At 43.3% G+C, this 14,069-nt stretch carries 13 protein-coding genes and 1 CRISPR repeat array; of the genes, 7 read left to right on the plus strand and 6 right to left on the minus strand.

Annotation, left to right across the window (positions count from 1 at the left end; genetic code table 11):
* Window positions 1–74 precede the first annotated feature (74 nt).
* The 3 genes from AC5JMF_RS22865 (at window position 75) to AC5JMF_RS22875 (ending at window position 1,842) form a co-directional block, all read left to right on the plus strand.
* A complete protein-coding gene (locus tag AC5JMF_RS22865) occupies window positions 75–386 on the plus strand; it encodes a type II toxin-antitoxin system RelE/ParE family toxin (protein WP_495797995.1) in 312 nt (103 codons plus the stop codon).
* 135 nt (window positions 387–521) lie between these two features.
* The gene (locus AC5JMF_RS22870) at window positions 522–902 is read left to right on the plus strand and encodes a helix-turn-helix domain-containing protein (RefSeq protein WP_495797996.1); all 381 of its coding nucleotides are present in this window, start codon (window positions 522–524) and stop codon (window positions 900–902) included.
* A gap of 39 nt (window positions 903–941) precedes the next feature.
* Window positions 942–1,492: a CRISPR direct-repeat array (repeat unit 36 nt; unit sequence GTTTCCATCCCCGTTAGGGGAAGTGGTTAGGTAAAG).
* Between the two features lie 224 nt (window positions 1,493–1,716).
* Window positions 1,717–1,842 (plus strand): hypothetical protein, encoded by a 126-nt coding sequence (locus AC5JMF_RS22875; RefSeq protein ID WP_495797997.1) that lies wholly within the window; start codon window positions 1,717–1,719, stop codon window positions 1,840–1,842.
* A gap of 152 nt (window positions 1,843–1,994) precedes the next feature.
* On the opposite strand, the gene AC5JMF_RS22880 is transcribed toward AC5JMF_RS22875, so the two are convergent.
* Window positions 1,995–2,150, minus strand: coding sequence for a hypothetical protein (locus AC5JMF_RS22880; RefSeq protein ID WP_495797998.1), 156 nt, complete (start codon window positions 2,148–2,150; stop codon window positions 1,995–1,997).
* 71 nt (window positions 2,151–2,221) lie between these two features.
* Here AC5JMF_RS22880 and trmFO point away from each other — a divergent pair, with 71 nt between their 5' ends.
* Window positions 2,222–3,538 carry an FADH(2)-oxidizing methylenetetrahydrofolate--tRNA-(uracil(54)-C(5))-methyltransferase TrmFO gene (gene trmFO / locus AC5JMF_RS22885; protein WP_495797999.1) on the plus strand — a complete coding sequence of 439 codons (1,317 nt, stop codon included), beginning with the start codon at window positions 2,222–2,224 and terminating at the stop codon, window positions 3,536–3,538.
* Window positions 3,539–3,629: 91 nt separating this feature from the next.
* Complete coding sequence (locus AC5JMF_RS22890) at window positions 3,630–4,307, plus strand: Uma2 family endonuclease (protein ID WP_495798000.1); 678 nt, start codon at window positions 3,630–3,632, stop codon at window positions 4,305–4,307.
* Between the two features lie 11 nt (window positions 4,308–4,318).
* Here AC5JMF_RS22890 and AC5JMF_RS22895 read toward each other — a convergent pair whose 3' ends face one another.
* The 5 genes from AC5JMF_RS22895 to cysS form a co-directional block, all read right to left on the minus strand.
* Window positions 4,319–4,828 (minus strand): DUF2085 domain-containing protein, encoded by a 510-nt coding sequence (locus AC5JMF_RS22895; RefSeq protein WP_495798001.1) that lies wholly within the window; start codon window positions 4,826–4,828, stop codon window positions 4,319–4,321.
* Window positions 4,829–4,861: 33 nt separating this feature from the next.
* Window positions 4,862–6,973: a bifunctional arginine dihydrolase/ornithine cyclodeaminase gene (argZ, locus tag AC5JMF_RS22900; protein ID WP_495798002.1), complete on the minus strand. Its 2,112-nt coding sequence runs from the start codon at window positions 6,971–6,973 to the stop codon at window positions 4,862–4,864.
* Window positions 6,974–7,295: 322 nt separating this feature from the next.
* Window positions 7,296–8,642 carry a TldD/PmbA family protein gene (locus tag AC5JMF_RS22905; RefSeq protein WP_495798003.1) on the minus strand — a complete coding sequence of 449 codons (1,347 nt, stop codon included), beginning with the start codon at window positions 8,640–8,642 and terminating at the stop codon, window positions 7,296–7,298.
* Between the two features lie 23 nt (window positions 8,643–8,665).
* Window positions 8,666–10,105, minus strand: coding sequence for a TldD/PmbA family protein (locus AC5JMF_RS22910; RefSeq protein ID WP_495798004.1), 1,440 nt, complete (start codon window positions 10,103–10,105; stop codon window positions 8,666–8,668).
* 179 nt (window positions 10,106–10,284) lie between these two features.
* Window positions 10,285–11,733, minus strand: a complete 1,449-nt coding sequence (gene cysS / locus AC5JMF_RS22915; RefSeq protein WP_495798005.1) for a cysteine--tRNA ligase — start codon at window positions 11,731–11,733, stop codon at window positions 10,285–10,287.
* 298 nt (window positions 11,734–12,031) lie between these two features.
* Here cysS and AC5JMF_RS22920 point away from each other — a divergent pair, with 298 nt between their 5' ends.
* Complete coding sequence (locus AC5JMF_RS22920) at window positions 12,032–13,156, plus strand: CobW family GTP-binding protein (RefSeq protein ID WP_495798006.1); 1,125 nt, start codon at window positions 12,032–12,034, stop codon at window positions 13,154–13,156.
* A gap of 410 nt (window positions 13,157–13,566) precedes the next feature.
* Window positions 13,567–13,947, plus strand: a complete 381-nt coding sequence (locus AC5JMF_RS22925) for a cyclic nucleotide-binding domain-containing protein (RefSeq protein ID WP_495798007.1) — start codon at window positions 13,567–13,569, stop codon at window positions 13,945–13,947.
* Window positions 13,948–14,069 lie beyond the last annotated feature (122 nt).

Here is a 14,069-nt window from a genome sequence, read left to right on the forward strand (position 1 = left end):
CTCAACCGTATTATCTCGTACTCTTTTTCAAAAATCAAATAGGAGTTCTATATCAGATATGATATAAACAGCAGATGAATGAAGCAGATAAACCCTTGGTTTGGTTGCATGGTGAGATCAAAACACCTCCCTTTAGTCAACAAGCACGAATAGAAACAGGAGTTTTGTTGCGACGGTTACAGCAAGGTGAAAACTTGGGACTGCCCCACTCAAGACCGATACCAAGTATTGAGGCACACTGCCACGAACTACGGATTCGAGACGCACATAGAAATTGGAGAATCATCTACCGAATTGATGACGACGCAATTCTAATTCTTGAAGTGTTCAACAAAACAACCAGAACAACACCCACCAGCGTTATTGATAAGCTGTTCCACATATAACTTGCATAATTAGGGCGGGCAAGATGCCCACCCCACAAGAGTTTTATTTAATTTGATTATGTAATTTAGATGTTTTTTAGCTTATCTGTCAAAAACGACTCAGCAAATACGGCAAAGATACACAGGATTAAGCGTATGAAAGAAGCCAAAAGAAAAAAGCTAGAAGAAAAAGGTTGGACAGTTGGAAGTGTTTCAGAATTTTTAGAACTTACCCCAGAAGAAACTACACTTATTGAAATTAAGCTTGCTCTTAGCCTTTACCTTAAAGAACGACGACAGAAATCAATGACGCAAACTGAACTTGCAGAGAAATTACACTCTAGCCAGCCTCGGATTGCTAAGGCTGAAAATGGCGATGCTTCGGTTTCTATTGAGTTACTCATTCGGGCAATGCTGGCAACAGGCGTAACTCCTCAAGAAATTGGACAAGTTATTGGTGACATACTCCCTGCGCCGCCCTCCGGGACGGCGAGGGCTTCTCAGCCACTCCCCCCAACGAGTCGGGGAAGTGGTTAGGTAAAGGACACGACAAATCCGTAGGTAGTACATACTATCGTTTCCATCCCCGTTAGGGGAAGTGGTTAGGTAAAGCTATTCTTCCCAATTGGGAAAAGGATTATCCATGTTGTTTCCATCCCGTTAGGGGAAGTGGTTAGGTAAAGTTTTTGGGCAATGTATATCTCTGTACAACTAATGGTGTTTCCATCCCCGTTAGGGGAAGTGGTTAGGTAAAGTTTTTGGCAGATAAGTTGGATAGTCTTGATGACTAACTGTTTCCATCCCCGTTAGGGGAAGTGGTTAGGTAAAGATTGTTGGCGGCATTCCGGGAATAGAGGATCAAAAGTTTCCATCCCCGTTAGGGGAAGTGGTTAGGTAAAGTTAAATTGCGCCCCTGCGCAAGCTACTGTGAATAGATATACGTTTCCATCCCCGTTAGGGGAAGTGGTTAGGTAAAGACAATTTATTTGCAGAACATAATCTTTTACTGAGTAAGTTTCCATCCCCGTTAGGGGAAGTGGTTAGGTAAAGAAAGTGGGACTTGGCGGAGAGGAGCCTTGCTTAGATTTATCGTTTCCATCCCCGTTAGGGGAAGTGGTTATGTAAAGAGTTACCTTTTAGAAACCTTACTGAGCAATGGTTTCAGACCCCCTAATCGACACCACTTTTCAAATTGTCAATAATCGTCAACAAATTCTCAATAAGTAATGCGTTTTGTAGCCTGAAATCTTTACTGTGCAAGCAATCGACACCAGTTAACGAAATTATGCGGTTTTCAAGGTTCTGATGAGTGGTGTCGATGAGTTTCAACACACTCAATAAACAGTAAAATATGTTACTTAAGTTTGTCAAGCTTTTAACAAATGCGATGGCGCAAAGCGCCCCCAATGAGCGATCGCTTGGATTGTTCCACTCCTTATTCTCAAGTGGGCTAACCGATGCTGTAATTACCTCATGACAAGAGCTTTTTGACAGACACTGAAACATCTGTGAACGCCAGTGGTATAATCGTTCCTTCCCCAAGAGTACATTCTTCAACATACTTACCCTCTTGAGGATTCCTGAATACGATTATCTGCTGAGTAGAGATGATACTCATCTACAGACCATTTAGCCAGCGTCTTCATAGCAGAATTGCTCACATTCTTGTTTAGCTAACTCAAGATTACATGCTTTAGCTGTCATAAGTTTGTTATACAAATCAGGAGCAGTGGCTTGTAGGGGTTGGGTGAGGAAAACTGGCACGTCTGCTATGAGTATAGACAAACAATTGCTGAAAGCATCTGTCTGTTTAAAGAAGAACTAATTTAATTAAAATAGAAATTAAAAATTAAACTATGGAAAAACAACCAATACAAGTAATTGGAGGTGGACTAGCTGGGACAGAAGCAGCATGGCAAATCGCCCAGGCGGGAGTGCCAGTCATTCTGTATGAAATGCGTCCCAAACGCTTTAGCCCAGCTCATCATACAGAACATTTAGCCGAATTAGTATGTAGTAACTCCTTTGGGGCCATGGCAAGCGATCGCGCTGCTGGATTATTGCACGAAGAATTACGTCAACTGAGTTCCATAGTTATTTCTAAAGCTGATGAACATGCTGTTCCCGCTGGTGGGGCGCTGGCTGTAGACAGGGGACAATTTAGTCAAGACTTAACAGAGACTGTATCTCGTCATCCTTTAGTAGAATTTCGTCGTGGCGAAGTGTCCGCAATTCCTGAAGGAATTGTAGTTTTAGCAACTGGGCCTTTAACCAGTCCCGAACTTGCAGAAGATTTACGTCGCTTTACGGGGATGGAATACTTGAGCTTTTTCGATGCTGCCAGCCCAATTATTGTGGGAGAATCGATTAATCGTGATGTTGCCTTCATGGCATCACGTTATGACAAGGGAGAAGCGGCTTATCTCAACTGCCCGATGAATAAAGAACAGTATTTACAGTTTTGGCTAGAACTCTGTAAAGCTGAACAAACAGAACTCAAAGACTTTGAACGAGAAACAGCGAAATTTTTTGAAGCCTGTCTCCCTATAGAAGAATTAGCGCAGCGGGGAGAAGACACGATGCGCTACGGCCCTCTCAAGCCAGTAGGGTTATCTGATACTCGCACGGGTGAACGCCCTTACGCGGTGGTGCAACTACGCCAAGAAGACAAAGCAGGTCAACTGTGGAATATGGTAGGATTTCAAACTAACTTGCGTTGGGGTGAGCAAAAGCGAGTATTTCAGCTAATTCCCGGTTTGGAGAGAGCAGAATTTGTCAGGTTGGGAGTGATGCATCGCAACACCTTTATTAATGCACCTCAATTAATGCATCCGACATTGCAATTTAAGCAGCGTCCGACGTTGTTGGCAGCTGGGCAATTAATCGGGACTGAAGGTTATACCGCAGCGTCTGCGGGTGGCTGGTTAGCGGGAACAAATGCCGCACGCTTAGCTTTAGGTAAAGAACCTTTGACACTACCAGCCACCACAATGATGGGGGCATTATTTGAGTTTATCAGTTCCGCTTCACCTAAGCATTTTCAACCAATGCCGCCCAATTTTGGCATTTTTCCCGAACTGGGTGCGAAAATCAAAAACAAACAAGAACGTTATGGACGTTACCGCGATCGCTCTTTGAGTGACTTAGCGGATTGGAGATTGGCCCTTATTTAGGTAATCCAGCAATGCCAAAAATACAAAATGCGGCAAACTGTTTCTTGGGAATTGCCTATGATCAAAGTACTAGATGAATGGCAATCAGATCATGCTACAGTACGATCCGCTGGACTGCTTACCTTCCGCTGAGGATTTGCCCGACTCAGACGATACCCCTGTGGATAATCAACTACAACATTTGATTTCTGTGTTACTAGAAACCATACTAGCTATGGCATGGGCAGACCGGATGGACTGGTTCTTTGGCGTTGATATGGGGATTTATTATGATCCTGATCAGCCTGCGATTGTACCAGATGGGTTTTTGAGTCTGGGAGTTGAACGGGTTTTTGATGAAAATCTGCGTTTAAGTTACGTTCTTTGGGAAGAACAGCGCATACCGATTATGACAATAGAGGTAGTTTCCCAAAAACGGCGTGGGGAATACAGCACCAAGAAAGAATTTTATGCTCAGCTAGAAGTTTTATATTATGTCGTTTATAATCCCCAACGGCGGAGAAAACCGACTTTAGAAGTGTATCGCTTAGTAAATGGCAAATATCAATTACAGCGAGGAAATCCCGTTTGGCTGCCAGAAATTGGTTTAGGGATTGGCAGCGAACAAGGGACATATCAAGGCATTACACGTGAGTGGCTTTATTGGTATGACGAATCGGGTAAGCGCTTATTAACACCAGAAGAACGGGTTCGACAAGCAGAACAACGCGCTCAAATCCTGGCAGAACAACTAAAAGCCCTTGGTGTAGATCCAAATTCTTTGGTTTAGACCAAATAGTTCTACGCCCTGACGTGCCTATTTCCATGCAGAATAGGCATGGCAAACAAACCCCATGCCAAACCCGTAACTAACCCAAAAGGCGTAACTGCATAGTTATCAAAATCCCATAAACCAAAAACCTCTGCTGCTAATTCCAGGGGATAAGCCATCATCAATACACTCGCCAACGCTGCCCCACTCCACCCATACTGATTCAACCAGTAAAAACCCTTCTCACCACTTACACCATAAAGTAAGCGCGTCACCAGCAATCCTGTAACAGTACCATAACAACGCATACACACAGCCATAATAAACGGTGGTGCTAAATCCAACCCCATCTCTGGTTGCGGACATACATGATTACCCATAAAGTAAATGATGTCCGCAATTCCAGGCAACAAAAACACTCCAGACGCAGCCAAAAAAGGAGCAACTGGCGGTCCCACAACCATCCCCGCCAGCATAAAATCAGCAATGAAACTCACCCAATTAACCTGCAACTCCTTACCAAAAGCCACTCTTACCATCTCTGTTTCTCTGCGTCTTGGCGGTTTGTTTTCCTAACTTACCCTAAACACATAGGGACTAGTCAATTTATCCAACTGCTGCACCAACAGACTTAAGAACAATCCTACATCTGTCACCACACCTACCGATTCTACAGAACCGCGATCGCTTAACTTAGTCACCACAGCTGGATTAATATCCACACATACCATCTTCACCCCTGCTGGAGTCATATTTCCCACCCCAATCGAATGCAGCATCGATGAAAGCATCAAAATCATCTCTGCACCTTCTAGGAGTTTGGCATATTCTTGCTGTGCTTTAATCAAATCCATTTGGGTATCAGGCAAAGGCCCATCATCCCGAATTGAACCAGCAAGTACAAAAGGTACGTGATTGTGAACACATTCATACATCACACCACTGCTAATGATTCCTGCCTCAACAGCTTTAGCAATGCTGCCATAGCGACGCACAGTATTAATTACCTTCAGGTGATGGCGGTGTCCACCACGGACGGCGACACCCCGCTTCATATCGACACCCAAGGAAGTACCCATGATATTTTGCTCGATGTCATGGACAGCGATCGCATTCCCGCCCAACAGTGCTTGCACATAACCTTCTCGAATCAGCCGTGCTAAATGTTCACCACCGCCAGTATGAATCACTACAGGGCCAGCCGTGACAACTACTTTACCACCAGCATCCCGAATTTTACGTAATTCCCAAGCTACTTGCTCAACCACTAATTCCACACGTCGCTCGCTGGAAACCCCTGCTGACATAAAGCTGAATTCTTGAGTATTGCGTTGTTCCCGCGATTCAGTTTTGCGGATAGTGCGGATGCCTAGCACGTCTGTGATTACCTGATCCCCAATTTCTAAATCGCGTAATATTTTACATCTAGCTACTAAACCGCTGGGGGTTTGGGTAATGGCGATCGCGCCATCCATGCGTTGATCATGCACCTTTACCCAATGACCATTAATCCGGACTTCGGTCGGATAAATCGTACTTACATAAAAATCATCCGGGGCCACGCCTGCTTGGATTACAGGCTCAAGTTTGACATCTCGCTCATCTTGTGGTAAGTCTACCGCACCCAAATCAATCAATCGGGAGATAATTTCGCCCATCACTTCATGGGATGGTGCTGACACCTTCACCTCAGCCGCTGAGGTACTTTGTCGCTGTTCTCCCAGGTTAAAATTTAAAACTTGGAAACTTCCGCCTGCATCTATAATTAAATCCAAAGCCCGGTTGATTAAGCCCGCATCGAGTAGGTGTCCTTCCATGCGAATGACGCGGCTTTCCACCGAGACATTGGCATGAACTTCCTCTCTGACTGGTTCTGTCACCCGCAAGGTTAAGCATTTAGCCGCCCCACCAGCTTTGAGAAATTCGGTGAGTGGTGTTTCCAGCACTTGAAAACCTACTTCCGCCAGACGGGCTTTTAAAGCATCACTCGCCTTATTCATGATGACGATACTGTCTACATTCACCGCGTTGCAGGCGAAGTTAACAGCGTCGGCTTCTTCAATGGCTATGCGTTTCTCTGGCGCGACTCGCATTTCGATTAAGCGGTTCGAGTAGGAGTCAAAAGCGCCTGAGTAGTAGAGTAAATAGCCATTTGCTAGGGGACAGAAGCAAGTATCTAAATGATAAAAGCGCTCATCAATCAAGCGTAGAGATAATACCTCAATATCCAGCCATTTCGCTAGATTGGGGTGAGAATCTAATTCTGAGCGAAAACCGTATCCAGCCCATAGCCAACGTCCTTCCCGATCTAGGAGTGCGTCTCCTGCTCCCTCGAAGGGCAAATCTTTGGGTAATTCGTGTACTGTGTAATTATTGCCTTCAAACCATTGTTTGAAGTAAGGTTCTTCTCCCTGGCGTTCTTTGTGTAAAAAGCGACTAAGGACAACATTTTCTCCTAGTACTAAGCCAGCGTTGGCGGTGAAAACCATATCCGGCCAACCTTTTTGGGGGGGTACCAAGTCCACAACAGCGTGTTCTTTAAGAATATGGTAAAGTCCTTGCCACTGTTCCACGGCGCGATCGCGTGACGACTTGTGAATATTCCCTTCCATCCAAGGATTAATCACATAGTCCACATCATAGTGGTCAGGAGGACACATCAAAAAGCGAATACGGGAAGTCATAAAAATCTTACAAGCGTTTTAGATGCTAAGAGCTTAATTTGGATACAGATTTTTGCTTTGCCAATCAATTGTCAAATCTGCTACAAAACCTCTACCTTTTGATAGTTGAAGGCTTTACAAAGGCTTGATCTTCATTCTATTACTGGAAAAGACACAGTGGAGCAATGCAGAAAGATGCCAAAATGGCAACAATCTCATCGGATAAATTTACGATGCTGTTCGGTTATTCTATCGTCATTTGGTTCCGATAGCTTGAAACAAAGGGAACGCTTAACAGAGGAGCCACTTTTAAGCGTTAAGCGTTCCCTTTCATCCAATATTCCTACAAAGTGTATGTAAAGTCTTCCACCAACATCCCAGGAACTAAGCTACCTCCAAGTTGGCGACCATCATAGGTACTGACTTCAGGAATGAATTCTTGAAAGTTGGTCATGTCTACTAGGTTGTCTCCCCAAAAATGATAGAGAGTTTCATCAAAGCGTAAGTTTTCAATGGGGGCGATAATTTCGCCGTTTTCTACCCAAAAACAAGCATAACGAGTCATGCCTGTAATTCTACCTGTGTGGCGATCGCTCCAATTTAAGTAATGCAAATTAGACACATACAATCCTGTATGTAAACTCGAAATAATCTGCTCAAATGCTAAATTTCCAGTACCTACTTCCGGCGATCGCAAACTTTCTGGACTATTCGCACCATTGGCGATTTTTTCATATTCTTTTGCAGTGCGAGAATTCACCAGAGTGTTTACTAACATGCCTTTTTCTATGACATATAATTCTGATGGTGCCATTTCTCCTAATTCATTAAATCGCGGTACTAAGCCTTGTTGAAAGTTTTCTTTCACACTAAATACTGGAGAAAGCTGTTTCTCTTGACGCCATAAAGCAGCTAAAGCGCTATTCCCTTGCTGGATATCAGCTTCGCTCAAACCTCCCCAAGAAAGCATCATTAATAAATCGGCAGTTGCAGCAGGTGCAAAATAAGTTTTGTAATGTCCTGGTGGTAGTTCTTTTGCTGGACGCGCAAGCATTTTTAATTGCTTTTTGGCTTCGTTGATTTTGGCACAATAAGCTTCTGTATTCCAATCACTGCCTGCAAAAGTGCCTTTAAATGCTTGTCCAGAAGTGATAAATAAAGAATAATCTAAAGTGAAAGATTCAGTAGCAAACCAGTGCTTTTGACCACTGGAATCACCATAAGCTTTAATGACAATTCCACCAGTATATAAGCCAGTAAAATCCAAATCTTTAACTAGTTTTAATACAGTTGTAGCTACTGCTTCTGTTGTCAATAATTTACCTGATTTTACTTCTCGACTAGCATTATTTCCTGATGGCAATACTAGATATGGATCGATAGGTAAAAATGGAAGTTCTTCACGTAAATCCTGCAAGGCTTGGTATGTTGCTTGCCAATCTACTTCCCAATTTCCGGTAAAGGGAAACTGCCGAAAGCTGTTGTGCTGGTCTTCCATCAAAGTTAGCTCAATCCAACCATCAGCAACATAACCAGTTTGCCGCACTCTTGCATGATTTAAGCGGGTAAATTGACTGCGTTCACTACTCAATTTGACCGTGAATTTTTCACTGTCGGTTGTTTTGATGAGCAAACTTTCAATTAATTGATTAAAGCTAACTTCTAAAGCAGATAATTCCTCAATTTTCATGGATATTAGGTTGTTGTACCTCTTCATGTTCCACCGCCGAAAATTTCGACGTTGGCAAACAGACAAGCAGGTGAACCATGTCCTACCCAAATCGCCTGATTTGGCTCTCCTTTGCCACAGTAAGGAGTACCATACATTTTCCAGTTGGACGCATTGCCAACTTTGATTAAGCTGTGCCAAAACTCTGGGGTTGTGGCTCGATAGTTGGGATTACGGAGAGTTTTAGTAAGTTTACCGTTTTCAATTAATTTAGCGTATTCGCAACCAAACTGAAATTTATAACGGCGATCGTCAATTGACCAAGAACGGTTAGATTCCATGTAAACACCATGTTCTACCCCCGCAATGATTTCTGCAAAGGTGGCGTCTCCTGGTTCTAAGTTTAAGTTACCCATGCGATCGATCGCAGGTCGATTCCAGGAACAAGCACGGGCACAAGCTACCCCTGGCACACCTGATCTAGTTTGACTCTCTAAACTGCCCAAACCCCTTTGCAGTAAGCCTTCTTTAATTAAATACTCCTTTGTTGCAACAGCGCCTATATCGTCAAAGCCATAGCTCGCAAATTCGCCGGGTACTGTGGGATCAAAAGTAATATTCATCAAGGGAGAACCGTATACCAGTTTGCCAAAATCGCTTTGATTGACAAAGCTACCTCCAGCATAATTACGTTCATCTCCCAAAATTCGGTCAATTTCTAAGGGATGCCCAACACTTTCATGGATTTGTAGCATCATTTGGTCTGGCGCTAAAACCAAATTGGTACAAGTATTTGGGCATTCGTCCGCTGTCAACAGCTCAATCGCTTGTTCGCCAACTTGCTGCACTCGATCCCATAAGTCTGCTTGCTTTAAAAGTTCTAATCCACCTTGGAAACAGTTTGCTTGCCAGCCGTTATTGGTGCGTTGCTGCACAAGTGCCCCATCTTGAGCAGTGACTCCGTAATGAGTGCCAATAAATAAAATTCTTTGATATACTTCTGAGCCATTGCTGCTGACAAACCAAGACTCTTTCTCAGTGGTGCTGATGCTAGCTGTCGTTTGCACAATTTTGTCATCAACTTTCAGTTTCTGACAAATGAGAACCAATAAATCGTTGACTTCTCCAGGACTTAAACCATCTAATGACTCATTAAACGGTGAATTATATTCACCAACGACTTTTGGGCGTTCACTCTCACCAAAGGGATGTATCCACCATTCACTAGCTACCAGTGCTTGTTTATATGCGATTTTTGCAGCGGCTTGCAACTCAGACAAATCCAGAGAATTAGTGGCTGCATAACCTATACAGCCATTAACCATAACTTCTAGCATGGCACCAACAGTAAAATATTTGCCGTTTACTTGGGGTAAACAGTCGCGCACGGAATGGTTAGTAGAAGTTTCCTGAACAGTTCTAATACCGATCCAATCAGCAGGAATATTGAGATTAGCGATCGCTTTTGTTAGTTCTTTTAACATGATTTTGGGGAGTAGGGAGTGGGGAGTGGGGAATTGGGAATGGGGAATTGGGAATGGGGAATGTCTGTTATTTGTCATGACGCTCGCGGACTCGCTACCGCTACGCTAACGTCATTTGTCAATTGGTTATTCTCCGCGTCTTCCCCAGTCCCCGCGTAAGCGCGTCTTCCCCAGTCACCTCAATTCCTGTGCCAACGCGTACCATCGCGGCTATCAATCAGGGTAATACCTTGTGCTTGTAATTCGTCACGAATGCGATCGCTTTCGGCAAAATTTTTGGACTGACGCGCTGCTTGTCTTTGCTGAATTTGCGCTTCTATCTCGGCATCGCTTAAACCATGGCATTTGTCAGTTGCCTCTAACATTTTGGCTTCTAAACCCAAAACTCCCGCTAATGTAACGAGAGTTTGCCACTGATGCTGTAACTCATCTGGTGCTGTTTTGGTTTTGCCTTCATGCACAAAAATATTTCCCTCACGTTGCAATTGTTTAGCTAATTCAAACAGCACAGCTAACCCACCAGGGAAATTAAAGTCATCATTCACCACTTCTCGGAAACGCTGAATGTAGGGATTAGTATTTTCTTTCCCATTCCCCATTCCCCAACCTAGTTGTTTCCCGTACTGATACCCAAACAGCAAGCCTTCTTTGAGGGTGTGCCAAGCGTTTGTCTTATCTGCGATCGCTTCATCAGTAAAATCGATTGGTGTACGATATTGTGCTGTCAGCACCAGCAACCGCACCGCCATTGGCTCAACTCCTCGATCCAGCAGTTCACGGATAGTAATAAAGTTGCCCAAAGATTTAGACATTTTTTCACCATCCACTTTTACCATGCCGTTATGTAACCAGTAACGAGCTAGGGGTTTTCCTGACGCTGCTTCTGATTGGGCAATTTCATTTTCATGATGGGGAAAAATCAAGTCTTCACCACCAGTATGAATATCAATAGTTTCACCCAGGCGATCGCGTACCATCGCAGAGCATTCAATATGCCATCCTGGACGACCTTGACCCCAAGGTGATTTCCAAGCGGGTTCTCCTGGTTTTGCTGCCTTCCACAGCGCAAAATCAACCTGATCTCTTTTCTTTTGATACTCTGGATCTTCTACATCAACTCGTCCACTGGCGCCAGCTTGCGAATCTTCCAACTTGCGTCCCGAAAGCTTACCATAATCGCTAAACTGCCGCACTGCATAATAAACATCACCATCAGCAGGATAGGCAAAACCTTTATTTTCCAACTCATGAATTAGCCGCTGAATACCATTCATGGTGTGCGTAGCGCGGGGATACTCATCGGCTTCTTTAATGTTCAGCCGTGCCATGTCCTCAAAATATGCTTTGATAAAGCGATCGGCTACAGCTTCCATCGATGAATTTTCTTGCCGCGCTCGATTGAGAATTTTGTCATCAATATCCGTGAAATTTTGGACATAGCGCACCTCGTAGCCGATAAACTGCAAATATCGACGCACCACATCCCAAACTATGCAGGCTCTAGCATGACCTAAATGGCAATAGTCATACACCGTTACGCCGCAATAGTACATCTTCACTTTTCCAGGTTCAACAGTCTCAAAGGCTTCCTGACGACGGGTAAGGGTATTGTAAAGGGTTAAGGTCATTTCTAGAACTCAAGCAATGAACTGCGTTTACTATGCAATTTTAGATTTGTTAGCTATGAATCAATCATAATCAGCAACGAGGTTTTTCAACTGGGGAATGGGGAATTGGGAATTGGGAATGCTGGCAAGTGTAGGTTTTTCACATTCAATCCAAAAGAGCCTATTTTTCCGTTCCGAAATCTTTCTCCCCATCCCCGCGTCCCCGCGTCCCCCCATCCCCCCATCCCCGCGTCGTTCAAATCCTTTATTATTGGTATAATAATCGTGGTTTGCTTCACAACTCGGCGGCAGTTAAATTATGCAACCCGCAGTCACTCCTCAAGAATCTCAAGCAATGGATGTGCCCAAGCAGGGGATGCCCGTAACAATTATTACTGGTTTCCTTGGTAGCGGCAAAACAACATTACTTAATCATATTCTTAGCAATCAGCAAGGTCTGAAAACCGCTGTTTTGGTCAATGAATTTGGTGAAATTGGCATCGACAACGAGTTAATCGTTTCCACAGATGAGAATATGGTGGAGCTAAATAACGGTTGTATTTGCTGCACCATTAATACTGATTTGGTAGATGCTGTTTACAAAGTTTTAGAACGTCAAGAAAATCTAGATTATCTAGTTGTAGAAACGACTGGACTAGCAGATCCGCTACCAGTTGCACTGACATTTCTTGGTACAGAATTGCGCGATTTAACTCGTCTAGATTCAATTATCACCGTTGTAGATGCGGCAAATTACAGTCTAGATTTATTCAACTCTCAAGCAGCACACAGTCAGATTGCTTATGGTGATGTAATTCTGCTCAACAAAGCAGACTTAGTAGACCAAGCAACTTTAAGTGAGTTAGAGAGAAAAATTAGCGAAGTGAAAGAAGGAGCCAGAATTCTTCACACTACGCGATCGCAAGTCCCACTTCCTTTAATTCTCAGTGTCGGTCTATTTGAATCTGACAAATATTTTGATCAACTAACAGATGGTCATGACCATCACCATCACAACCATGACCACGACCATGAGCATTCCTCATGCGGTCACGATCATCATGACCATGAACATGATCATAGCCACGATCATGAACATCATCACCATCATTCTGACCATTTAGAAAATGATGGTTTTACCTCAATATCTTTTCAAATTGACAAACCCCTTTCTATTAGGAAATTCCAATATTTCTTAGATAATCAACTCCCAACAAATATCTTCCGAGCAAAAGGAATTATGTGGTTTGACGAGAGTCCAAAGCGCCATATTTTTCACCTTTGCGGTAAGCGCTTCACTTTAGATGATGATGAATGGCAAAGTCAACCCAAAAATCAGCTAGTACTGATTGGTCAAAACCTAGATCGTGACACTTTATTGACTCAGTTGCAAAACTGTGTATGTCTTCCCTCCACAAGTAGAGGCAAAGGTTTTGGAAAATAGTTAGCTATTTAGTAGTTAGCATTTGGGGTGTGTGAGGATACTAATCCATAGCACACCCTGTATTGTTTGTGCTTTTTTTGTAACTATGCGTGAAAATTGAGTGTGCGATCGCATCCTTGTTATGATTTTCATCGATCCTGTTTCAAAATTTGCCAAGAATTAAATAATTCGTAATTCGTAATTCGTAATGACGCTCGCGGACTCGCTACCGCTGTGCTAACGTAATTAAATTTTGTAATGGGGATTTAACCCCAACACAAGACTTGGCGGTTATAGAACCGGGGGACTTAAACCCACGGAACTTGTTAAAGATTGTGGATTGATTAACAGAAAGTAGTATACTTGCCTCGGATGTCTTAATTGCCTATCCAAAGAATTCGTTTAAAAAAAAGAATCTTGGTGTTTACCATATGTTAAGTCCTGTAGTTACAGTCAGCATCTTTCAAAAACAAGCCAATCCTCAAGAATATTCCGCAGGTCAAACTATCTTTGAAGAGGGACAATCAGGTGATTTAATGTACGGCATTCTCGAAGGAGAAATAGACATACAAGTCAATGGTAAAACTATAGAAACAATTGCTACAGGTGAAGTTTTTGGCATTGGGGTACTTGTAGGAGTAGAAAAAAGAAACTATACCACCGTTGCTAAAACTGATTGCAAACTTGCCTACCTTGATGAAAAAAAGTTTCTCTTTGCCGTTCAAGAAACACCCATGTTTGCTCTAAAAGTCATGAAAAGTTACTCAGAACGCCTCAGCCGCGTCTGGCACATGTTGAGTGACCTCAGCTAATCTTTGAACAACATAGAAAAAATTACTGTTAAGCGTTCCCTTCTTCAATAGACCTCTTGCATAAATATTTTTTTTCACGCAGAGGCGCAGCGAAAAGTTCTGTTCGCGTAGCGTCTCCGTCA

This window comes from Desmonostoc vinosum (assembly GCF_059505385.1).